17 protein-coding genes are annotated in these 23,445 nt (G+C 35.7%); 8 read left to right on the forward strand and 9 right to left on the reverse strand.

Annotation, left to right across the window (positions count from 1 at the left end):
• Nucleotides 1-3: 3 nt before the first annotated feature.
• The 7 genes from IW22_RS01395 to IW22_RS01425 form a co-directional block, all read right to left on the reverse strand.
• The gene (locus IW22_RS01395; protein WP_081873865.1) at nucleotides 4-1,374 is read right to left on the reverse strand and encodes a phosphatase PAP2 family protein; all 1,371 of its coding nucleotides are present in this window, start codon (nucleotides 1,372-1,374) and stop codon (nucleotides 4-6) included.
• Nucleotides 1,281-2,042 carry an SDR family NAD(P)-dependent oxidoreductase gene (locus IW22_RS01400; protein WP_034723554.1) on the reverse strand — a complete coding sequence of 254 codons (762 nt, stop codon included), beginning with the start codon at nucleotides 2,040-2,042 and terminating at the stop codon, nucleotides 1,281-1,283. Before IW22_RS01400 ends, IW22_RS01395 begins: the two co-directional genes overlap by 94 nt.
• A gap of 253 nt (nucleotides 2,043-2,295) precedes the next feature.
• On the reverse strand, nucleotides 2,296-3,333 hold the full coding sequence (locus tag IW22_RS01405) for a patatin-like phospholipase family protein (protein WP_034723556.1): 1,038 nt from the start codon (nucleotides 3,331-3,333) through the stop codon (nucleotides 2,296-2,298).
• Between the two features lie 4 nt (nucleotides 3,334-3,337).
• Complete coding sequence (locus IW22_RS01410) at nucleotides 3,338-4,141, reverse strand: phosphatidate cytidylyltransferase (RefSeq protein WP_034723559.1); 804 nt, start codon at nucleotides 4,139-4,141, stop codon at nucleotides 3,338-3,340.
• A complete protein-coding gene (locus IW22_RS01415; RefSeq protein ID WP_034723561.1) occupies nucleotides 4,131-4,733 on the reverse strand; it encodes a CDP-alcohol phosphatidyltransferase family protein in 603 nt (200 codons plus the stop codon). The genes IW22_RS01410 and IW22_RS01415 overlap by 11 nt, the downstream gene beginning before the upstream one ends.
• A gap of 30 nt (nucleotides 4,734-4,763) precedes the next feature.
• Nucleotides 4,764-5,270, reverse strand: a complete 507-nt coding sequence (locus IW22_RS01420) for a hypothetical protein (protein ID WP_034723563.1) — start codon at nucleotides 5,268-5,270, stop codon at nucleotides 4,764-4,766.
• Entirely contained in the window at nucleotides 5,251-5,802 is a 552-nt protein-coding gene (locus tag IW22_RS01425) for a hypothetical protein (protein WP_034723565.1), read from the reverse strand. Before IW22_RS01425 ends, IW22_RS01420 begins: the two co-directional genes overlap by 20 nt.
• A gap of 106 nt (nucleotides 5,803-5,908) precedes the next feature.
• On the opposite strand from IW22_RS01425, the gene IW22_RS01430 reads away from it, so the two are divergent.
• Together IW22_RS01430 and yidC are read left to right on the forward strand one after the other, a co-directional pair.
• On the forward strand, nucleotides 5,909-7,516 hold the full coding sequence (locus IW22_RS01430) for a CTP synthase (RefSeq protein WP_034723566.1): 1,608 nt from the start codon (nucleotides 5,909-5,911) through the stop codon (nucleotides 7,514-7,516).
• 179 nt (nucleotides 7,517-7,695) lie between these two features.
• A complete protein-coding gene (gene yidC, locus IW22_RS01435) occupies nucleotides 7,696-9,492 on the forward strand; it encodes a membrane protein insertase YidC (RefSeq protein ID WP_034723568.1) in 1,797 nt (598 codons plus the stop codon).
• Between the two features lie 86 nt (nucleotides 9,493-9,578).
• Here the strand turns inward: yidC and IW22_RS01440 are convergent, their stop codons facing one another.
• On the reverse strand, nucleotides 9,579-10,163 hold the full coding sequence (locus IW22_RS01440; RefSeq protein WP_034723570.1) for a ribonuclease HII: 585 nt from the start codon (nucleotides 10,161-10,163) through the stop codon (nucleotides 9,579-9,581).
• Between the two features lie 315 nt (nucleotides 10,164-10,478).
• On the opposite strand from IW22_RS01440, the gene IW22_RS01445 reads away from it, so the two are divergent.
• The 6 genes from IW22_RS01445 (at nucleotide 10,479) to argS (ending at nucleotide 22,365) form a co-directional block, all read left to right on the forward strand.
• A complete protein-coding gene (locus tag IW22_RS01445) occupies nucleotides 10,479-13,496 on the forward strand; it encodes a SusC/RagA family TonB-linked outer membrane protein (RefSeq protein ID WP_034723571.1) in 3,018 nt (1,005 codons plus the stop codon).
• Nucleotides 13,497-13,506: 10 nt separating this feature from the next.
• Entirely contained in the window at nucleotides 13,507-15,135 is a 1,629-nt protein-coding gene (locus IW22_RS01450) for a SusD/RagB family nutrient-binding outer membrane lipoprotein (protein WP_051890894.1), read from the forward strand.
• A gap of 414 nt (nucleotides 15,136-15,549) precedes the next feature.
• The gene (locus IW22_RS01455; RefSeq protein WP_034723572.1) at nucleotides 15,550-18,546 is read left to right on the forward strand and encodes a SusC/RagA family TonB-linked outer membrane protein; all 2,997 of its coding nucleotides are present in this window, start codon (nucleotides 15,550-15,552) and stop codon (nucleotides 18,544-18,546) included.
• Nucleotides 18,547-18,556: 10 nt separating this feature from the next.
• A complete protein-coding gene (locus IW22_RS01460) occupies nucleotides 18,557-20,002 on the forward strand; it encodes a SusD/RagB family nutrient-binding outer membrane lipoprotein (RefSeq protein WP_034723828.1) in 1,446 nt (481 codons plus the stop codon).
• Nucleotides 20,003-20,047: 45 nt separating this feature from the next.
• Entirely contained in the window at nucleotides 20,048-20,491 is a 444-nt protein-coding gene (locus IW22_RS01465) for a lipocalin family protein (protein ID WP_081873866.1), read from the forward strand.
• Nucleotides 20,492-20,604: 113 nt separating this feature from the next.
• Nucleotides 20,605-22,365, forward strand: coding sequence for an arginine--tRNA ligase (argS, locus tag IW22_RS01470; RefSeq protein ID WP_034723574.1), 1,761 nt, complete (start codon nucleotides 20,605-20,607; stop codon nucleotides 22,363-22,365).
• Nucleotides 22,366-22,512: 147 nt separating this feature from the next.
• Here the strand turns inward: argS and IW22_RS01475 are convergent, their stop codons facing one another.
• On the reverse strand, nucleotides 22,513-23,445 hold the full coding sequence (locus IW22_RS01475; protein ID WP_034723575.1) for a YihY/virulence factor BrkB family protein: 933 nt from the start codon (nucleotides 23,443-23,445) through the stop codon (nucleotides 22,513-22,515).

Below are 23,445 nucleotides of genomic sequence, written 5' to 3' on the forward strand. Positions count from 1 at the left end.
AGTTTAAATTTTTTTCAAAAAATCCTTGAGATAAGGATGAATTACTGCATTTTTGTGAATGCCTGTCATGGTGTTTACTGCTTCATCTATGGGTAAAGATAGAATATTTTTCATTACTAAAATGCCTATGACAGAGCTTCTTGTAAAGCCCATCGTACAGTGAATGAAAATTTTTCCATCCGCCGAAAGTATTTTATAGTTTTCTGTGATTTCTGTAACCAGTTTTTTGGTTTGATCAATATCCAAAGTTCCAATATCCAGAAAGGGAACTGAGTGATAAGACGATTTCTTTTTTAAATCCTGTATTTCCTCCATTTCTGCTGAAAGATCATAGATCAAAGTATTTCTGCTGATCTCAAAATGACGAAGATCTTCAAGACCGGGCCTTGATGAAATATAAATGCGGGGCGCAATTGCCAACGGTTTTTTATTCTTCCTTAAAAATTTCCAGAACGTCCAATAGATCATTAGATAAGGTGCATAAAAGATCTTTTTCCACCATGAAATATTTCCGTTTTTGTCTTTTAAAAGATGGACATTATTCTTTTGATACTGATATCCGATGATAATAGCCATTGCGGCAGGCCACAATATAATAAGCCAGAAGTGTCCATAAAACTGGTTTATAAGAATTGATGCAGAAATCAAAATCCATCCGAATAGAAAATAGAAATTGGCCACCTGAAAATTTCTGTACTGAAAATCATTTTTCCGGTAAGGGAAAACCATAAAACTGATATGCGCTAGAACCGTTCCCGAAAGAATATCGATGAAATGATGTTGGTAAGTTGTTAGCGTAGAAATTCCAAGCACAATAAGCCATAGCATTAAAAAGATGCGGAATTTTGTAAAGTTTCTGAAAACGGTCCAGAAAATAAAAGCATAGGCAATATGAAGCGAAGGCGACTGGTTGAAAGGTGAATCAAATACTTTTAAAAACTGAAAAGAGTAGTCCAGAACAGAGCCGTCTGTCATTGGTTTGGGTAAAGAAAACTGTAACGGAAATACGATGAAACACAGACCCGCTGCAACAGTCGTAAACAGCATTCTTTTGGTCAAAACGGTAAGCTGTTCTTTATCGCGGCAGAAAAAGAATACGGAACAGAAAAAAATGCCGCTGGTCATGTACGGGATAATGCTCCATGACAGAAATGGAATGTATTTTTCAAAATCAAACACAAAAGACGGAACTTTTTCAGCTCTTGACGTATACCATGCGGCAAAATTGTAAACAGTCGTGAATACAATCGCACAGAGAGCAAAAGCGAAGATTTGCTGTTTTAAGGTCGGTCGTCTTTCATCCATTGGGCTTTCCTGAACATGATCATATTTAATAAAAAAGGAGGAAGTATGGATAATGATCTCATCATCCATTTCATTTTTGTGGGGAAAATTACCAGTTTTTCCTGCTTTTCAATCGCTTTGGAAATAATATGGACAGCCGTTTCCACATCAGTAAGGAAAGGTTTTTTATGAAGATCATTATTATTGAGCTGTCTGAGTTTTTCAGTGTCTACATATCCCGGAGCGATGGCTGTTACAGAAATCCCAAACGTTTTCAGTGCCCGACGATAAGCATCCGCAATCTGAATCACCGACCGTTTTGTTTTGGTATAAAGACTGGAGTTTTCATAATCTAATATTCCTGAAACGGAAGCAATAACAGCGATGCTGCCTTTTTTCTGTCCTTTCATTGCTTTTCTGGCGACTTCAAAGCAGTTGGCTGTTCCCAGAATATTGGTCTGAAGCATTTCTTCAGCTTCTTCATAGGAAATTTTTCCGGCTACATCTTCGGCATAACTTCCTGCACAATTGATGAAAATATCAAGAGTCTTTCCATCGGTTTGAAAAGAACGTAGTGCAGCGGCAATTGAATTCATATCACAAACATCAGCCTGAAATAGTTTCAGATTTTCAAAAGTATTTTCAGGAACCTTTCCGGGATTTCGTCCACAGATTCCTACATCGTATCCTTTTTTAAGATAATGCCGGGCAAGAGCATAGCCGATACCGGAAGTTCCGCCTGCGATAAAAATAGTCATGAGAGGGTTGTGATTTGAATTTTATGTAAAAATAGATTTTAAAACTGAAAGTTGGATTTTTATCAACCACAAAAGGTTCAAAAGTTTTAAACACTTTAGTCATTTGAAGTGTAAAGGTTTGAGGATAGAAGTTCACATGAATTTTTTGAAATTAAAGATTTTCAATATTCAATAGGAATGGGCTTTGGCACTTTTAATGAAAATAATAGCAATATCATTCGGCTTTAGCCAAAATATATTTCATCATAAAAAATCATCCACGAATAGATTTCATCGTCTGATCAAAACCATACTGCCACTGCATTTCCATGTCTTCTGCAAATTGTTCATAGGTCCTCGGGAAAGAAAAATCAATCTCAAATTTTCCCCAATTAATTCCTTTTTTTAAATAATGTCCTTTTAAATCTTGTTTGATATTCGTTGTGTCAATCTGGAAATTCGCTGAAAGTTTTTCAATCTCTGAAATTCTTTCATTACCACTGAAACCAAGTACAGCCCGGACAAAAGCTTCTTCAACAGAATTATATGCCTGTTTTTTTTCCATAATGACTTCGTCAGCAAGATGGTGAGCCAGTTCAGCAGGAATAAGATCAATTGCTCCGCCAGCGAAATATTTTCCCTGAAGATATACCGGTTCTACGTAAAACATATCGGAAACGGAAATACGGGTACTTTCGAGTAGAGAAAGATCAGTTTTTATCATTGGAATTCTTTCTACAGTACTGTTCATCATGTTTTCAGATGGGATGATGATTTGTTCAGGATTTATTTTTTCTGCCGTCTTTGGATCCGTCAAAATAATTTTCCGATAAAGCTTCCTGCCGTTTCTTTCCTGTCCTGCTTCTTTAGGATCAAAAAGAATTTCTGAACTGATGATAACGGTTGGGATCTCTTGGGAAAACTGAACGTTTTTTAAGGAGGGAAAAACTTCTGTTAAATCTTGAGGCATTTCCACCAGATATCTGCTGAAAACATCTTCAAGGTAGGGTGCATTTCTTTTGTCCAGCACTTTTTTTAATGAGAAAATCCCTATCTGTGAAAGTTTCTTATGCTTTGTCAAAACCGTACCGGATACAAATCTGAAATATTCTTCCGACTTTAAATATTCCTTTCGGGAAATAGTATCAGGAAAAACATTGATCACTGTTGCCGCAAAGGCTCCACCACACGAAGCAATCATTACATCAGGCTTTATATCCATTTCTTCCAAGGCGGCATAAATTCCGAGATAAATCATGAGTCTGGTTCCGCCTCCTGAAAATAGAACAGCTCTTTTAAATTTTTCACTCATGATTTTAATTTTTTACTAAAAGAGAAAGAATCCAGAAGAAAATAGGAGCATTGAAAATCAAACTGTCCATCCGGTCAAGAAGACCACCGTGTCCTGGAAGCAAGGTTCCTGTATCTTTTATTTCTGCTTTTCTTTTTAAATAAGACATTAGCACATCGCCGAAAAATCCAAAAATACCAAGGATAAATCCTATAATTGTATTAACGAAAATATCTGTCTTCAGTAAGAAAAATCCTAAGAGGTTACTTAATATCACTGTAAGAAAAATACCGCCAATAAAGCCTTCCAAAGTTTTATTCGGACTTATTGTAGGCGTGATTTTATGTTTTCCGAAGAACTTACCCATCAGGTACTGAAAAACATCATTCAATTCAGTCACAACGACCACGAATATAATTGAATTCAATCCGGAAGCAGTTTCTCGGATGAATGATAAATGCGGAAAAGCAAACAGACAGACCAATAAAGCGATGAAGATTCCGTAAAGTTGTTTCAGGGCTGTTTTTAAAAGACGAAAATAGAGCAGAACGATAATGGACAAAGCAGAACTGTATATAAAATAGTTGTCAATGGTGAAAAAATACAACAGAAAAAACAGTGCGGTTCCGACAAATAACGATGGAATAATACGGTTCGAATTGATCTTGAACAGTCTTAAAAATTCAAAGAAACACTGAAAACTGATCCATGAAACAAAAAGCTTCATAGCGAGAGGGTGTGAGATTCCCAGCGCAAAAACGATGATAATGCAGACCCATGTTTTTACCCTTAAAGGCACATCTGCAAATTTATTTTCTTCAGGCTTCATGCAGTGATTTCTTTAATCTGATATACGTACTGACGGTCAGCAGCATAATGATAAGGGCAAAAATATATTTTGAAATTCCTGAAATATCTGCTCCGAAAAATACAGCCAGTCCGTAGATTCCTAAGATCAAGGCGCGGTCGCTTTTACCCATCGGCCCATCGTAGCGGCGCTCTTTTCCAACGACTTTTCCTATCAGACCGGCAAATTCATTGATGATACTTAATATGATAAAGGTGACAATCAGGTATATACTTTCAGGCTGGAATTTAAGTAAAGGAAAAAAGATGATCACATCAGAAACGATGTCACCCACTTCGTTTAAAACTTCACCCAGTCTGCTGGTCTGGTTGAATTTTCTTGCCATCATGCCGTCCAGAGCATTCAACGCCATTCTTACAAGCAATCCGATGGGAAGGCTTAAAAAGAACCATTTCGACAGATCTGCATTCCAGAACAACACTCCAATAATCACGGACAGTACTATGGAACTTACCGTGATCTGGTTGGCCGTCATATTTTTCCTGTGCAGGAATAATAAAACCGGGGTGAGCAGCTGCTGGAATTTTGGTTTTAATTTATAAACGGAAATCATGATGGATAATTAACTGGTAACCGGCAATTACTAAATAGCTTGAAAGTCCTTTATTATTACACAGTTTGAAATAATGATATCTCTAATGTAAGCTTTAACAGATTTAGGTTTGTGGTCTGCCACTCTTTCGTTATTTTTAAAAACAGAGATTTCAGAATGAGGATACATACAGTCAGTAGGGCAATGAATAATTTTAAAAGTATAATTGTCCCGAGAACCTTCCGGTGAAAAAGACTCACTAAGAATATAATTTGAATTGATTTTTACAATTCCGTAATGTAGAAAGTGATCATCACAATCATTAGCCATTATATTAAAAAGAACATCATCAGCTTGAGAGTATTTTTCTCTGTTGCATGAGTCATCCTTTATTGGGAATATTGCCGCTGAAATCTCTTTCTCACTGATTTTGCTGCTATCTATAGAAATTCTTGTTCTTCTGAATAAATTTTCATTGATGAAATTTTCATCAATGGGTCTTGCATTCCAGTGTAATTCTGCTGGAATACAAATTTTTTCACAGGGATTCTGATCCATATATATTCTGTTTTAGAATATCCAGCAACTGTGGAAGCTGATCAGCCGTTAAATCCCAAGCTTTCCTTTTATTGTTTTTTATGTCTCTGATAAGAAGAACAATGTCATTATCATGAAAAAACTCTATTAAATAATATTTATCATGGTAAATAAATTCTAATAGATAGCTTTCGGTAGTTTCTTTAGGTTCTATATTTTGAGGACCTAGTATTGCCAAATATTTTTTTGTGATCTTAAGGCTGGATATAAGTTTGTTGGAATCAGTTTGTTCTACTATCATGTTTCTATTATGATATCTTGGATATCCGTGTCTCAATTGAAACATGTATTTCCCCTTTTTTTTTAGTATGGTCATGCTCTTATTTTTTCTGTTTCCAGATAATAGAGGAAAACCTGAGTTTTGTGGATAGACATTTAAAATGATATTTTCAGATGAATCCTGAATTAGAATGTAGGTATATACACGCATCTTTTCATTGGATTCATCTGAAGTAGGAGTAATTTTAATATTTTTTTTATCTATCGTTGACATTTTTGATACAGCTGATAATCAATAGTAAATATACTAATTAATTATAATAGAAACAAAAAATTGACTTGTGTCTGTTTTTCCCATAACTTTGCACAAACCTAATCTAATGAGTAAAAAGAATACAAAGTACATCTTTGTGACAGGAGGTGTAACTTCATCTTTGGGAAAAGGAATCGTCTCTGCTTCTCTGGGACTTTTGTTAAAATCACGCGGTTTTAACGTAACGATCCAAAAACTGGATCCTTATATCAACATAGACCCGGGAACACTGAATCCATATGAACACGGAGAATGTTATGTAACCGAAGATGGCGCAGAAACGGATCTGGATTTAGGCCACTACGAGCGTTATCTTGATGCTCCTACATCCCAAAACAACAACGTTACGACAGGGAAAATCTACCAAACAGTTATCGAAAAAGAAAGAAAAGGAGATTTCTTAGGGAAAACAGTTCAGGTAATTCCTCATATCACCAACGAGATTAAAAGAAGAATCAAAATGCTTTCCAAGCAGAACTACGATATCATCATCACTGAGATCGGAGGAACTGTAGGGGATATTGAATCTCTTCCATACATTGAAACTGTACGTCAGCTGAAATGGGAACTTGGTGAGAAAAATTCTATGGTGATTCACCTTACGCTGTTGCCTTACCTGGCTTCAAGCGGCGAATTGAAAACAAAACCTTCTCAGCATTCCGTTCGTCAGTTGATGGAAAGCGGAATCATGGCAGATGTTTTGGTTTGCAGAACGGAACACAATATTCCAAAAGATCAGCGAGCAAAATTAGCTCAGTTCTGTAATGTTTCTCTGGATAATGTTATTGAATGTAAAGATTTGGAAACGATCTATGAAGTTCCAATGTATCTTCAGAAACAGAATTTTGATGATGTAGTTTTAAAAGAGCTGGATCTGAAAAATGATAAAGAAGCTGATCTGAAAGACTGGAAAACTTTCCTTAAAAAATTCAAAAACCCTAAAAGAACTGTAGAAATTGCCTTAGTAGGAAAATATATTTCTCTGCAGGATTCTTATATTTCTATTGCTGAAGCTTTCAAACATGCCGGTGCAAGTCTTGAAACTGAAGTGAAAGTAAGATGGGTATATAGTGGAGATATCACCGCTGAAAATATTAAAGAGACTTTAGGTGGTGTAGACGGAATCCTTATCGCTCCAGGTTTTGGCGATAGAGGAATTGAAGGGAAAGTACTTACAGCTCAATATGCAAGAGAGAATAAAGTTCCGATGTTGGGAATTTGTCTGGGAATGCAGATCATGACCATTGAATTTGCAAGAAATGTTCTTGGTCATTCAAAAGCCAACTCCATGGAATTTGATACTTCTACACCGGATCCTGTAATTTCTATCATGGAAGAGCAGAAAAATGTAGTAGACAAAGGAGGTACAATGCGTCTTGGAGCATGGAAATGTTCACTGAAAAATGCGTCTAAGCTATATGATATCTATGGAGCTAAAAATATTTCTGAAAGACACCGTCACCGTTATGAATTCAACAGTGATTATCTTCAGGAATTTGAAAAGAATGGTTTCCTTGCAACAGGGACAAACCCTGAAACCGGACTGGTAGAGGCTCTTGAAATGCCAGATCACCCGTTCTATGTAGGGGTGCAGTATCACCCGGAATATAAAAGTACAGTAGCAACGCCGCATCCTCTGTTCAGAGCTTTTGTGAAGGCTTGCGAAAAGAAATAAGGTAATACTATACCATAAACGTCTTATCATAAACTCAGGCTGATTATTCTCAGCTTGAGTTTATTATATAGTAACATGGTAATGCATAGAGTTTTGATAAAAAAACAGTATTTTTGTCAGCTCAAAAAGTAGCATATTGTGATACTTGGGTTAAATTTAAAATTTTAATATAAAATAAAATGCAAGAAAACAAGGGAATCGATAAAAGTCAGATGATCAGTTTTGCGGTTTTATGTCTGGTTCTTTTCGGATTCATGTTCTATTTCCAGAACAAGCAGTCGAAAGAAGAGCAGGTAAAAGCTCAGGAGCAGAAAATCGAGCAGGTAAAAAATGCTGTAAAACAGACTCAGGCCAATAATATCAATCCAAATGTAACTCCTAGTGCCATTCAGACCGCCAGTTTGAAGAACAAAGAACTGAATGTGGAATTCTCAAGCTTAGGAGGACAGGTTTCTAAAGTACAGCTTTCGGAGTACAAAGCATATGATCATAAAACGGATAAGGCAGATCTTCCGCTTTATCTGATTGATAAAAAGAACTCCAACTACGGTTTTCAGTTTAAAGATAAAACCGGAAAAGTAATCAATACTAAAGACTTAGTTTTTACACCGGCTGTTAATGGGAATGCTGTAACGATGACAGCAGATCTTAATGGAGCGGTTATTCAGTTTATCTATACACTACTTCCAAAATATACATTAGATTTTAAAGTAAGAACAAAAGGGCTTGCCGCTGTTACTTCTGATAACAAAGCAGACTTTATCTGGGATTACAGCGTAAGAAACTTAGAAAAGGGTAGAGCTCAGGAGCAGTCTCACTCTGAATTCTCATATGCTTTCAATAATTATAAAGACTATGATTATGACGGAAGAACGGAAATGAGTGAGGAAAAAGAAACCCTTAACTGGATTGGTGTAAAACAGCAGTTTTTCTCTTCTGTAATTGAAGCTAAAAACGGTTTCACGCAGAGTAAAGGGAATCAGGAAGCTATCGAAGAAGGTGAATATCTGAAGAAACTTAATTTTGAAGGATTCGTACAGATGACTGGAAGCGAGCTTAATCAGGATTTTACGTGGTACTTTATGCCACTTGATTTACCACTGTTAAAATCTTACGACAAAAACTTTGACGAAATCTTACCATTAGGATGGTCGTTTATCGGATGGATGAACCGTGGGTTCTTTATGCCAATGTACAACCTTATTGCAGGTTGGGGACTTACAGCAGGTTGGGTGATCTTCTTGATGACGATCATTGTAAAACTGATCTTATCACCAATTATGTATAAGCAGCATAAGCTAAGTGCGATGATGAAAGTGATTCGTCCGGAGATTGACGAGGTAAATGCTAAGCTAAAAGATGCAGATCCAATGAAGAAGCAGCAGGCTACCATGGAAATCTACCGAAAGGCGGGTGTGAATCAGATGGCGGGATGTCTTCCGGCATTGGTGCAGATTCCGATCTTCTATGCCTTATTCCGATTCTTCCCGAACTTTATTGATCTTAGAGGACAGGGATTCTGGTTTGCAAAAGATTTGACAGCTTATGATGATTTGATTAAACTACCATTTAAGATTCCTTTCTTAGGAGATCATTTAAGTGTTTTTGCATTAGCATGTACGATCGTAATCTTAATTTATACTGTAATGACTTCAGGAAATATGCAGCAGCCTCAACAGGAGGGAATGCCAAACATGAAAGTTTTGATGTATATCTTCCCGATTACATTCCTGTTCTTCCTGAATACATCAGCTTCAGGTCTTTCCTGGTATTATTTTGTATCGAATGCGATTAACATTTTAATTATCCTGGTTATTAAATACGTGATACTGGATGAAAAGAAAATCCATGCACAGATCCAGGCGAATAAAGAGAAACCAAAATCTGAAGGAAAGTTCCAGAAGAAAATGAGAGAGATGATGGAGAAAGCTCAGGATCAACAGAAGATTCAGGAGCAGCAGAGAAAAAAGAAATAAGAAAATAAATCTATAATAAAAAAGAGAAGCAAAATTTGCTTCTCTTTTTTATTTGTATCGAATTTTGATCGAAAGAAATGCTCTAATTAGTCATATTTTAATCTGAAGGATTGTCTGTGGTGTTTTGTGGGGCCATACTTTATAAGAGCTTGCTGATGTGCTTTTGTGGCATATCCGAAGTTGGTGTTCCAGCTGTATTCCGGGTGCTCTTTGTGGAGTTCGATCATTAATTTATCCCTGTAGTTTTTGGCAAGAATAGAAGCTGCTGCAATGGACAGAACTTTTGAGTCCCCTTTTATAATGCACTGATGAGGAATAAAATTATAAGGATGGAATTTATTTCCGTCGACTAAAATTAGCTCGGGTATTATCGTTAATTGATCCAGCGCCCTGTGCATAGCATGGATACTTGCATTAAGAATATTGTGCTCGTCTATAAACTCCGGAGGCAGCTCAGCAATAGCGTAATTTTTTACATTATCCTTAATATAGCTGTCCAGTTCCATTCTTGTTTTGAACGTTAACTTCTTTGAGTCATTGACAAGATTTTGCTGGAAACTGTCATCCAGAATAACTGCTGCGGCCACTACAGGTCCGCTAAGGCATCCTCTGCCCACTTCGTCACATCCTGCCTCAATGTAAAGATCTGTCCACTTTTGCAATAAATCCATATAATTATTTATATCATTTCATAAATGAGGTGTAAAATTAGTAAAAATTGCATTTTGAGGTGAAGTGTATTTTTTTTATATAAATATTGTGTTTAATAAATATATTGCTTCTTTTTAACACAATGGTTGTATAGTGTTAAATGGTAGTTGTTTTGATTGTTTTTAAATAATATGCTTTTTTAATTGATATATTTCTAAGTATTTAACTTATTGTTGCTTTCTTGTTTGTTAATTAAATATTTTTAACGAAATATTTGGTGATTTTAAGAAAGTTTCACATATTTGCAATCATAAAAAAAAATAATCAATTTAAATATGAAGAAATTAACTACAAGTGTTTTAGCGATAGTTCTTACCGCTTCCTTTGGGATGGTAAGCGCGCAAAATACACCAGGTGATACTTTACAGGTGAATGACATCCGTGAGATCGTTGTTACAGGTGCACTTGGTCTTAAGAAGAGACAGGATGCTGTGATTACCAGTAATAAAGTTATTGATAATAAGGAGCTTAATCAGGCCGTTAACCCTAATGCTGCCCAGGCATTAACAGGTAAAGTAGCAGGTTTACAAATTAACACAACAAGTAACTCTGTTAATAGCCAGGCAACGGTGACAATTAGAGGAGCGAGATCTATCTCAGGGAATAACCAAGCGCTAATTGTAATTGATGGAGCTATATCTACTCTAAGTATCTTTCAACAATTACCACCTGAAGTAGTTGAGAGTGTAAACGTCATCAAAGGTCAGCAAGGTTCTGCACTGTATGGTGAAAGAGGAAGTAATGGTGTAATTGTAGTTACAACTAAAAAAGGAACAAAATCTGAAAAAATACAATTCTCTCTAACATCTTCAATAGATGTATCTTCTGTTTATAAAACACCAATTCGTCAGCAACTTTATGGACAGGGTTGGACTGGTGAACCTACAGATTTCAGTAGTGTTGAATATGGTGGAGCAAACTGGGTACCATACGAAAACGGTAGCTGGGGGCCGGCATATAATGATCCTCAGATTGGAGGGCAGTTGTTAGTTGCAGGTATGCCTCAAGCAGATGGAAGTCTGATCTACAGTCCTTTCGCTGCAAGAAAAGATAATGCAGATAAATTCTTTAAAAATGGAGTTTTGATGCAGAATGGAATTTCCATGAATGTAGGAGGTAAAGATTCTTATTCCTTCTTATCATTCAACAGAGTGGAAAATGATTTCATGGTTGATGGAGATAAATTAAAAAGAAATACATTATTCTATAAAGGTGGTAAACAACTAGGAAAACTTAGAATTGATGCTACTTTCAACTTTATTGATCAGAATACTTCTCAGTCAGGAGCAAACCTTTTCGGACAGCTTATTCAGACTCCTACCAACATTGATGTTAGAAGATATGCTAACTCTGGTATGGATGGACACTGGACGGCTTTTGCCCGTAGCCCATATTGGTTAAGAGATCATCAGCGTAATGATAATAATACAACAACATTCAACGGTATTATTTCTTTAGGGTATGAGTTCAACAAAAACATCAGCTTGACATATACTGGAAATATGTCCACAATCTCTAGTGTAATTGAAACTCATACAGACGCATATGGAGCAAAAGAAGCCAGAATGTATTCTGGTACAGGTACACCTTATGATGGGACTACATATTTAGATTATGGTGGTACCGCTATTGTATCTGCTTATAATAAATCTGTAAATAAAATCTGGAGATATTATGGAGACTTAATGTTAAATTTCGATTATGATTTAACTGATGACATTAACTTTAAGCTTAATTTAGGTAATAACATTCAGGATACAAAAGAGGATTATGCACAAGTTGGCGGAACCAATCTACAGATTCCGGGATGGTATAATGTTCAGAATGTACTGAACTCTACACCTTGGTATAACCTTAACAATGGAAAACTTAGAAAAAGAAATGTTGCTTGGTTCTCTAACTTAGATTTAGGATACAAAGATTACCTTTTCTTAAATGCAACGTACAGATACGAGCAGTCATCAGCTTTAAGTATTCGTGAAACACCGCTTGTAGGAGAGGGAGACAGACCATTAAGAAATGAAGGTTATTCTTACTACTCGGTTGGGGCTTCATTTATTCCTACAAAAGCGTTTAAGAATATCACCGAAGGAGGTATTCTTACTTACGCAAAAGTAAGTGGAGGATTTACAAGAACAGGTAACTCTGTTTTAGATGCTTATGCAGTGGATGAGGTGGGTGTTTTCCCAACAGGTTTCCCTTTCGGAACACTTTCATCTTACATCATTAATACAACTCCGGTTTCTCAGGACATCAAGCCTGAATTTAACAATACATTGGAAGCCAACTTAAGTTTAGGATTCTTAAAAGATAGAATTACTTTTGATGGATCAGTTTATCAGGTTAAAACTGATGGTTTGATTACCAGAAGTGGCGTATCTAATGCTACTGGTTTCAATACTGTATTGGATAATGCAGGATCTATGAGAAACAGAGGTTTCGAATTGGAATTGGGTGTAACTCCTTTTAAATCTAAAGACTTTGAATGGAACCTAAAAGGGTCTTATGCAACATATAAATCTGTTGTTACAAGTTTGGATAATGGAGCTTTATCTGTACCTAGAGGAGCTGCAGGACAAGGTATTCCAGCAGGTTTTTATGCAGTTTTAGGTGAAAGTGCAAACTCTCTTATGGGTACTGCATATCAAAGAGATCCTGAAGGCAGAATTATAGTAGATGATTTAGGTATACCATTAGTAAGTAGCCAGTATAAACTGTTAGGAAAGTTAGATCCGGACTATATTTTAGCATTCAGTACGTCTGTTAGAGTGAAAGGGTTTACAATCAGTGCTGTTGCAGATTACAGAACTGGAAACAGTTTTATTTCTGAAACTAAAGCACTAATGTCATACGTAGGAACACTTGAAAAACAAGCTGACTTTAACCGTGCGAATGGATATGTTGTGCCAAATTCTGTTCAGAATACAGGGACAGCAGCCAATCCAATATATGTTACCAACACCACAACAGTAGGTGATGATCCAACTTATGCAGGGACTGTAAATTATTTTACAACCAACTATGGAAGTGATATTGCAGAAGAGTTTGTAGTAGATGGTACAGCACTGAAGGTGAGAGAAATTGCTGTAAGTTATGCTATTCCAAAATCAGTATTGTCAAACACTTTCATTAACAGTATGAGTATTGGTGTGTATGCAAGAAATCCTTTTGTAATCTATGCAAAAGATAACAGAAATTTTGGTGATCCGGAAATGCAGACTGGAGCTAGTTTAGCGACAAGCCAGTATCCTACCGCTAGAAATTTCGGTTTCAATTTTAACATAACTTTCTAAAATTCTAAAAATGAATAAATTAAAATATATAATTTCGTCCGTTATAGTGGCGGCTTCATTAACATCTTGTAATGATTACCTGGATATTAATGAAAACCCAAACTCTATCCATGCAGAGAATATTACGCCTGAGCTCATATTGCCAGGTGCTATGGCACAGTCTTACAGAGCACAGGCAGGAGATATGATGCAGTTTGGTAATTTAATGATGAACTCTTGGGCTGGAGATGTATACCATTACGGTGGATTATACCCAAATGAATTTTCACTTTCAGCTGTCAATAGCCAATTTTATGATGGAATTTGGGATAACATCTACCAAAATGTTAACAATTTTGTTGTAATTGAAAAGTATCCAAACGGAAATCATGCCCAGGATAAATATGTTGCAATGGCTAAAGTGATGAAAGCTTTTTATATGCAGTATATTGTAGACTTATATGGAAATGCTCCTTATACAGAGGCATTTAAAGGTCAGAACAATCTTGCTCCGAAATATGATAAGGATGTTGATATTTACAAATCACTTATTACCAATTTGGATGAAGCAGTTGCTTTAATAGATTTAGATGATGAAGCTGCAGTGGATCCTGCGGGTAAGGACATCATTTTTGGAGGTGATATGGCTAAATGGAAAGCTTTTGCATATACAGTTAAACTTAGATTCCTGTTAAGAATGTCAAATGTTACCGGTGATCTTGCTACTTACCGTAATGCTCAGTTGTCTGCATTAAGTACTGCATCTGGTATGGGTACAGGTTTAATGACAACAGATGTTATTGAAAAACCGGGTTATTCAAGTTCTGATAATGATAAACTGAATCCATTTGCATTCAATTATTTTTATAATACAACACCTGCTGAGGTTCAAAATCATATCGTAATTACGTCCTCAGAACATTTGGCGATTGCTTTGAATGGAAACGTTGAAGCTAATACCACTGCAGAATACCAGAAATTCAACGGAGTTGTAGATCCTCGTAGATTTAGATTATTTACTAACGTTAACTATAATGGTGTACAAAAGGTAAAAGGGGTGAGACAGGGTGCTACTTCAGGTCAGCCTGGGGCTCCTACAGATAATCAGTCGGTTTCAAAATTAGCAGGTGGAAATCTGGCAGGAAGTGGAACTTTTGCTAATGCTGGACAGCTACTGACTTTAGCGAATGCGAGAGGAGGTGTGGTAATGTCGCTTGCGGAGATAAAGCTTTTATTGGCTGAGGCTTCTTTAAGATATCCTGCATTATTTACTGGTGGACAGACTGCCTTTAATGCTGCAATTTCTGCTTCTGCAACTTGGCTTGGTGTTACAGCAGCAAATACAAACAACTATCTTACACTTATTGCTGCGAAACCAGGTTTAGGTTGGACTGGGACAGATGCTCAAAAATTGGAGGCTATTATGACTCAAAAATGGCTGGCGCTTACCAATGTAAACCCGACAGAGATGTATATTGAATATAACAGAACTAACCTTCCTTATAACCCGGTTGCTGTAAATGCAGTAAAACCTAGAAGACCTTACAGATTAGTTTATCCTAATTCTGAGTTTGCTACCAATTCAGCAAACGTACCAAATATCGGAAGTGATGTTGTATTTACTAAAAACCAATACACTCCTTTCTGGAACCAAAATTAATTCAACAATTTTGAATATATTTAAAGACCGCCTTTAGGCGGTTTTTTTTGTTTTATGACTTCATAGCTCGCGTTTTAAGGTGAATAATATAATATGCATAGCATTGTTGTTTTTTAAATGATATTTTATATTTTTCATTTTGATGTGATTAATTGTTTTGATAATCAATATGTTATTTGATTTTTTTGGATATTTTATATAGAGAATATCAATTGAAATAATGTTGTAGTTTTCCGAAAAAAAATATTGTTAAAATGATTTGTTTTTGTTAATTGACTTGTTTTTAACTTAATTTAATAATTTTTTTTATATAAATTTTGAAAAATTATGAATATTTGATATTTTTTTTAAATTTTGCTTTGTGATTTTAAGAAAGTTTTACAAATTTGTACAGTCACAAAATTAAAATTTGATATGAAGAAACTAACAGCAAGTCTGCTTGTTTTGGTATTGTCATCATCTATCGCTGTTGCACATGCCCAGCAAAAGAATGATACCATCAAAACAAAAGAAATTGAGGGGGTAGTAGTAACTGCACTCGGAATTAAAAGAGAGAAGAAATCTTTGGGATATGCTTCTCAGGAAATTAAGGCAAGTGCTCTTTCTGATGGAACAACAAATACCGGAAATATCGGAGCCCAATTATCAGGTAAAGTAGCTGGTCTTAATGTTACAACAAATAACAATTTTGGTGGTTCAGCAAACTTACTCATTAGAGGCGTAAAATCATTAGGAGGAGGAAATCCATTGATTGTAATTGATGGATCACCGGTCAATAACACGTATACCCAGGAAAAAAATGTAGATTATGGAAATGCTCTGTCTGATATTAACCAGGAAGATATAGAATCAATTAACGTCCTGAAAGGTGCAGCAGCATCCGCATTATACGGGGAAAGGGGGTTAAACGGTGTTATTGTTATTACTACTAAAAACGGAAAAGGAAAAGACGATGGATCTTGGGGAGTTACTTTATCATCCTCAATAAATGTTGGTTTTGTTGATAAATCAACATTTCCGGAATATCAGACAAGATATGGAGCTGGATATTCTCAAAAATTTGGTACGCAAGGACCGGGTGGGCTGAATAATGCGAATTTTGGAGCAGATGCATCATGGGGACCAAAATTTGATCCAAATTTATTAGTATACCAATGGGATTCTTTTGATCCGACATCTCCCAATTATGGTAAAGCAACACCCTGGGTAGCTGCTAAAAATGGACCTATTACATTTTTCAATAACCCAACTACTTATAATAACACTGTAACTTTAGAAAAAGGAGAAAAAGGAAAAAATATTAGCTTTACCTATGATAATATGATGATGGATGGTCTTATGCCTAATTCTCATATCAATAAGAATACTTTCTCCTTAAAAGTTAATTATGATCTGACTTCTAAATTACATACTTCTTTCTATTCTACAATGACTTTACAGGATACAAAAGGACGTAGTGTGACAGGTTATAATGATAATACAATGAGTAATTTCAGACAGTGGTGGCAAACTAACGTGGATATGGCTGAGCTAGAAAGAGCTTATTTTACTAATGTTAATCCTGCTATTGCCAGTGCGGTAAATAACTACGGAAATGTTAGCTGGAACAGGAAATCTGCAGGTAATGGAGCGCCTGCATATTGGAATAACCCTTATTTCCAAGCATATCAGAATTATACAACTGATAGAAGAAACAGAAATTTTTCCTATGCACAGGTAACCTATGATTTACTGGATAATATTTCTGTTACTGGGAAAGTTTCTTATGACAGATCTAATCTTTTTGCTGAAAACAGATTAGCAGTAGGTTCTATAGCGCAAGCGTTTGGTCAGTCAGGAAATGATGTTTCTTCCGGGTATGCAAGACGTGATGTACTAAGAACGGAGACCAACTATGATTTAATGGCCAATTATAAATTTAACATTACTGATGACATCAACGTTTCTGGAGTTTTAGGTGGAAACATAAGACGAAATTATTTTAATTCTGTTTTCGGTTCCACAGAAGGAGGATTGGTAGTTCCAGGGTTTTATGCTTTGTCAAACTCTAAAAAATCACCTTTGGCATCGGATGAAAATGAATTTACTACACAAACAAATTCAGGATACATAACGGCTTCGTTCGATTTCTTTAAAAAATTCTATATAGATGGGACTTGGAGAGTAGACCAAAGTTCAACATTACCAGCTGGTAATAACGTATATAACTATCCTTCAGTAACGACCTCTATCATTATGTCAGAAATTTTGGATACTAAAAGTTGGATGAATTTCTGGAAATTAAGAGCAAACTATGCTGAAGTGGGAGGTACAGCAGACCCGTATATGCTAACTAACAACTACAGATCTGCAGGTATTTTATCGACTGTAGGTATATATAATTCAATACTGAATCAAGCTGACCCTAACTTAAAGCCCCAAAGATCTAAAGAATTTGAAGTAGGTACAGAAGCTCATTTCTTAAAAGATAGAATTACAGTTGATTTTGCTTATTATAAAACAAAAACTATTGATCAGATCATTACGCTTCCTGTATCCTCAGGAACAGGATATACAGGTAAAGTGATCAATGCAGGAAGAATAGATAATACCGGATTTGAAGTACAGCTAGGCTTGGTTCCTATAAAATCAAAAGATTTTACATGGAATATTGATGCTAACTGGTCTAAAAATAAAAACGAGGTTATGAGTTTATACCCTGGAATTACCAATCTTTTATTGAATAGCTTCCAGGGTGGAGTTTCTCTGAATGCAAGAGTTGGTGAAGCATGGGGTACGCTAATTGGTGGAGATTATGTTTATTTGAATGGACAAAGAGTTATTGACCCTACAACAGGTATTTACCAAATTAAGGCAAACCAAATTATTGGTAATACAACTCCTGACTGGATTGGGGGTATAAGAAATAGCTTTAGTTATAAAGGCTTCTCGTTAAGTTTCTTAATTGATATGCGTAAAGGTGGGGATATCTTCTCTACAGATATGTATTACGGTATGGATACAGGACTTTACAAAGAAACTGCTATCGGAGACTATAGAGATAAAGATGTTATACTTCCAGGAGTTTTGCCAGATGGTTCTCCTAACAATATTGCGTTGTCACAATTTACAACAGGAAGTAATTACGGATATGAGACTCAGCCGGCAAAAGAATTTGTTTATGATGGATCATTTATCAAATTAAGAGAGGCCAGTATTGGGTATATGCTTCCTAAATCTTTATTGGCAGGAACAAAAATCTATGACGCGAAAATTTCTATTGTTGGTAGAAACTTATGGATTATTCACAAAAATCTACCATATGCTGATCCTGAAGCTATGATTGGTGGAGGAATCAATTCTTATGGGTGGTCAATTGGATCAATGCCAACGACAAGAGATATAGGAGTAAATGTTACATTCAAATTTTAAAAAATCAACAATGAAAAATATATTAAAAACAGCCTTAACTGGTATACTTATATCGGCAAGTTTGGTATCATGTCAAAGTGATATGACCTCGCTGAATGAAGATCCGAAGCATCCATCGACGCTACCGTCAGAAAATTTACTGGCAACTGCATTATTTCAGTCTTCTTATTATATGGATAATCCCAGCGTGAATTTTAACAATTATCGTTTTTTCACACAGCAATGGGCAGAAGGTCAGTATCCACAGGAGACTCAGTATGATTTGGTGACGAGAAACCAGCCTAGGAATCATTTTAACAGAATGTATGTATACAGTCTGAATAATATTAGACAGGCTAAAGAAAATCTAAAAAAGGAAGTAGAAACTGAAGATATTCGTACTAATAAATTAGCAACTTTAGAAATTGAAGAAATTTTCATTTGGGAAAATCTGGTGGATACTTTTGGTGACGTTCCTTATTCCGAGGCGTTTAAACCAAATGAAATTTTAACACCAAAATATGATGATGCTAAAACAATCTATATTGATTTAATTAAAAGGATTGATGCTGCTATTGCAACTATAAAACCTTCAGTTAAAGGGTATGCTCCAATTACTGGAGACTATTCCGGGGATTTGGTATATTCCGGAAATATGCCCAAGTGGATAAAATTTGCAAATTCTGTTAAATTAAGATTAGGGATAAACTTAGCTGATGTTGATCCTACATTGGCAAAAGCAACGGTTGAGTCAGCCATCGCAGGAGGAGTTATTGCTTCTGAAGAGGATGCCTATAAATTTAAATATGATGGAAACACATTCTCAAATCCTGTTTTTGATAACTTAGTAGCTTCAAACAGAGACGATTTTGTTCCTAGTGAAATAGTGATCAATACCATGAATAGCTTGTCAGATCCACGAATGGAAAAATGGTTTACAAAAGTTGGGGAAATCTATAAAGGAGGAGTTTTTGGTGAATTGAATGATCCATATTCTGATTTTTCTCACTTAAACAACTATTTTAGATCCTCAACAACAGCTTCAAACTTATTAAGTTATACAGAAGTGAATTTTCTTAAAGCCGAAGCGGCAGCAAGAGGATATACTGCTGGTGGCACAGCTGTAGATCTTTACGCTACTGCAGTTACTTCATCTATGAAAGAAAATGGAGTTGCAGATGCTGCTATTGATGCCTATTTAGCTGCCAATCCTTATAATGCAGTTAACTGGAAACAGTCTATCGGAGTTCAGGCCTGGATTGCTATGTTCAACAAAGGATTTGCCTGCTGGAATTTTACAAGACGTTTGGATAATCCAACTCTTGTGAATCCTCCAAAATCTAACCTGTCTTCTGTACCATACAGAATGCCTTATTCAGATCAGGAATATGTATTGAATGGAGCTAACGTTAATGCAGCAGCCAGTAAAATTGGAGGTGATAAAGCCACTACAAAATTATTCTGGGATAAATTTTAATCTATCGGCTAAAAATTATAGCTTAGCTAAAGTAAATATTTAAATATGAAATTTTTTTTTGGAATTTGTCTTTTTATGACTGTTATCTCATGTTCAGGTAATGACGACAATGAGAATACACCTGTGGAAAGTGTAAGTATCAATGGTAGCTGGAAACCTTATAAATATGAATTCAGGGGAAAAAGCATTCTCTTAAATGACTGTGATAAAAAAGGGGAAATATCAATAAACTCTGATTTTTCCGGTACTTATGAGAGATATGCACTTTCTTCTACCGGTAGTTGTGATCATATTGATTCTTTCGGTGGTAAATGGTCTTATGACAATAGCAGTCTTACAATAACTTATAATGAGGCAGGTACTGTTAAAACATTAAAAAAGACAGTTCAGTCATTCACTAATGTTGAGTTAAGAATTTCGGATAATTCCAAAGACTTAGACGATACGCCCGGGAATGACATGGCAACCTTAGTTTTTGTTAAACAATGATATTCTTATATAAACCGCCTTCGGGCGGTTTTTTTATTTCCGTATATTTGTACTTTAAAATTTTGAGAAGAAAAGACTATTCCCCATAGTCTTAAAAAAAGTAATAGATACACATGAATATTAAAGATATCATAGAGAAGAAACTTTCGGAGGTGATTTTAAATGTATTTCAATTGAAAGACATCAATCTGGAAGTTCAGGAAAATAAAACGGAATTTGAAGGCGACTTTACCATTGTTACATTTCCATTGGTAAAACAGCTGAAAAAAAATCCGGAAAATATTGGCGTTGAATTGGGAGGAGCTTTGACGGAGTACTCTGATCTGTTCGAAAGCTTCAATGTAGTAAAAGGTTTCCTTAATGTTAAGGTAAAAAACCAGTTGTTTGTGGATAACTTCAGATCTGTGAGCAACGATTTCGATACTATAGAAAAGAAAAATTCTACAGTAATGGTGGAATATTCTTCCCCGAACACCAATAAACCGCTTCACCTTGGACACGTTAGAAATAACTTATTAGGATTTTCCGTAGCGCAGATTCTTAAGGAGGCGGGCTATGATGTGATCAAGTCTCAAATCATCAATGACAGAGGAATTCATATTTGTAAGTCAATGTTGGCTTGGGAAAAATTTGGAAAAGGCGAAACTCCGGAGTCAACGAATACAAAAGGCGATAAATTTGTAGGAAACTATTATGTAGAGTTTGATAAAAACTACAAAACAGAAATTGCAGAACTTGTTGCACAGGGTTCAACAGAAGATCAGGCTAAAAAAGATGCTCCATTGATCAAAGAAGCTCAAAAAATGCTTTTAGATTGGGAGAATGGCGATGAGACGGTAAGAAATCTCTGGAACGAAATGAACTCATGGGTTTATAAAGGTTTCAACGAAACTTACCAAAGATTAGGAGTGAATTTTGATCAGGTTCAATACGAAAGCAATACGTATATTTTGGGAAAAGATCTGATCCAGGAAGGACTGGACAAAGGCATTCTTTATCAGAAAGAAGACGGTTCGGTTTGGTGTGATCTTACAGATGAAGGTTTAGATCAAAAATTATTGTTGCGTTCAGATGGAACTTCTGTGTATATGACTCAGGATTTAGGAACGGCTGTTGAGCGTTTTAAAGAAAATAACATTCAGAAATTAATTTATACCGTAGGAAACGAGCAGGATTATCACTTCCAGGTTTTATTTAAAATTCTGAAAAAACTGGGATATGAGTGGGCAGATCAGCTATTCCATCTTTCTTACGGAATGGTAGAACTTCCGAACGGAAAAATGAAATCCCGTGAAGGAACTGTTGTAGATGCCGATGAATTGATGCAGGAAATGCACGATATGGCAAAAGCTAAATCTGAAGAACTGGGTAAATTAGAAAACTTTACCGAAGAAGAGAAAAGCATAAACTACGAAAGTGTAGGAATAGGAGCATTAAAATACTTCATGCTAAAAGTTGATCCAAAGAAAAAAATGCTATTCAATCCTGAAGAGAGTATTGATTTTAATGGAAATACAGGGCCTTTCATTCAATACACTTTTGCGCGTATTCAATCTTTGTTGGCTAAAGCTAATTTTGAACAAAAAGAAATTGCTGAAATTGAATTAAGCCAGTCTGAAAAAGAATTAATCATGCAATTGGCCAATTTCAAAACAGTGGTAGCGAAGTCTGCGGAAGTATTAAGTCCAGCTTTGGTCGCGAATTATGTGTATGATTTGGTTAAAACATACAATTCTTTCTATCAAAGCAATCCGATCTTAAATCAGGAAGATAAAAACGTAACCCAATTCCGTTTAAATCTATCAGATATAACAGCAAAAACAATACAAAAATCATTAAAGTTACTGGGAATAGGAACAGTAAACAGAATGTAAAAATAAAGCCTCCTGAATTTTTTGGGAGGCTATTTTTTTTATAATGTAAAATGTAAAATGTAAAATGTAAAATGTAAAATGTAAAATGTATTAATGATAAACAACTTATTAATACTACAGAATCTCGCAACGTGTGCTCCGAAACGCTCAACTCTCTCCCAACTCATTCTTCTTTGCACTATCTCTGTACATCTTCGCCGCACTCCATTTTGCATGCTTGGAAAGAACGACTTTGTAGCCTTTTTTGTAATTGTACACTTTAGTAAATTCCGCTCCGAAAAAGATCAGCATACAGGAATAATTAATCCACATCATAATTAAAATAACGGTTCCTGCCGCTCCGAAAGTAGAGGTAGGTTTGAAATTACCGAAATACAGACTCAATAAAAATTTACCCAATGTAAATAAAATGGTAGTCAGTAAAGCGCCTTTCCATACAGGTTTCCAGCTGATTTTTACATCAGGAAGCACTTTAAACATGAGTGCAAACAAGAGCATAACCAGACCAAAACCGATGGCAAAATTCACGAGCTCTACAAGCATATACGTTTCAAGACCAAAATAATTGGTGATCCAGTTATTGAACAGACTGATCATGGAAGATAAAATCATTGTGATCATCAGTAAGAAACCTAAAATAAGAATCATTCCCAATGAATTCGCGCGGTCCAGAAGAAATTTGATTAATGCTTTTTTAGGGGCAGCTTCCACATCCCAAAGCGTATTTAGAGTATGCTGCAACTGAAAAAACAAAGTAGTAGAACCGAAAACCAAAGATCCGATTCCAACAGTTTTCATGAAAACATTCTGCTTATCAATAAGGGCTCCGGCAATCATTCCTTCGATGCTTTTCGCCACATCAGCTCCCATTAATCCGCCGATCTGATTACTGATTTCTCCACGAATGGCTTCCTCACCAAAGAAATTGCCGGCGATCCAGATAATGATGATCAATAATCCCGGGATGGAAAAGATCGCATAATAGGCTAAACTTGCCGAATCTTTTGATGCGGAAGAATTGTTCCATTCGTCGAAAGTCTCTTTTAAAGTCTCCCAGAAAAATTTGATATTGTTGATCAT

It is taken from the genome of Chryseobacterium sp. JM1 (assembly GCF_000737715.1).
Taxonomy (GTDB): domain Bacteria; phylum Bacteroidota; class Bacteroidia; order Flavobacteriales; family Weeksellaceae; genus Chryseobacterium.

What these genes read in the sequence shown, in the direction of transcription:
- IW22_RS01455 (WP_034723572.1), top strand. Translation starts at nt 15,550, where the DNA reads ATGAAGAAACTAACAGCAAGTCTGCTTGTTTTGGTATTGTCATCATCT.
- IW22_RS01425 (WP_034723565.1), bottom strand. Translation starts at nt 5,802, where the DNA reads ATGTCAACGATAGATAAAAAAAATATTAAAATTACTCCTACTTCAGAT.
- IW22_RS01465 (WP_081873866.1), top strand. Translation starts at nt 20,048, where the DNA reads ATGAAATTTTTTTTTGGAATTTGTCTTTTTATGACTGTTATCTCATGT.
- IW22_RS01475 (WP_034723575.1), bottom strand. Translation starts at nt 23,445, where the DNA reads ATGATCAACAATATCAAATTTTTCTGGGAGACTTTAAAAGAGACTTTC.
- IW22_RS01450 (WP_051890894.1), top strand. Translation starts at nt 13,507, where the DNA reads ATGAATAAATTAAAATATATAATTTCGTCCGTTATAGTGGCGGCTTCA.
- IW22_RS01410 (WP_034723559.1), bottom strand. Translation starts at nt 4,141, where the DNA reads ATGAAGCCTGAAGAAAATAAATTTGCAGATGTGCCTTTAAGGGTAAAA.
- IW22_RS01415 (WP_034723561.1), bottom strand. Translation starts at nt 4,733, where the DNA reads ATGATTTCCGTTTATAAATTAAAACCAAAATTCCAGCAGCTGCTCACC.
- argS (WP_034723574.1), top strand. Translation starts at nt 20,605, where the DNA reads ATGAATATTAAAGATATCATAGAGAAGAAACTTTCGGAGGTGATTTTA.
- IW22_RS01400 (WP_034723554.1), bottom strand. Translation starts at nt 2,042, where the DNA reads ATGACTATTTTTATCGCAGGCGGAACTTCCGGTATCGGCTATGCTCTT.
- IW22_RS01440 (WP_034723570.1), bottom strand. Translation starts at nt 10,163, where the DNA reads ATGGATTTATTGCAAAAGTGGACAGATCTTTACATTGAGGCAGGATGT.
- IW22_RS01405 (WP_034723556.1), bottom strand. Translation starts at nt 3,333, where the DNA reads ATGAGTGAAAAATTTAAAAGAGCTGTTCTATTTTCAGGAGGCGGAACC.
- IW22_RS01395 (WP_081873865.1), bottom strand. Translation starts at nt 1,374, where the DNA reads ATGGATGATGAGATCATTATCCATACTTCCTCCTTTTTTATTAAATAT.
- IW22_RS01430 (WP_034723566.1), top strand. Translation starts at nt 5,909, where the DNA reads ATGAGTAAAAAGAATACAAAGTACATCTTTGTGACAGGAGGTGTAACT.
- yidC (WP_034723568.1), top strand. Translation starts at nt 7,696, where the DNA reads ATGCAAGAAAACAAGGGAATCGATAAAAGTCAGATGATCAGTTTTGCG.
- IW22_RS01460 (WP_034723828.1), top strand. Translation starts at nt 18,557, where the DNA reads ATGAAAAATATATTAAAAACAGCCTTAACTGGTATACTTATATCGGCA.
- IW22_RS01420 (WP_034723563.1), bottom strand. Translation starts at nt 5,270, where the DNA reads ATGGATCAGAATCCCTGTGAAAAAATTTGTATTCCAGCAGAATTACAC.
- IW22_RS01445 (WP_034723571.1), top strand. Translation starts at nt 10,479, where the DNA reads ATGAAGAAATTAACTACAAGTGTTTTAGCGATAGTTCTTACCGCTTCC.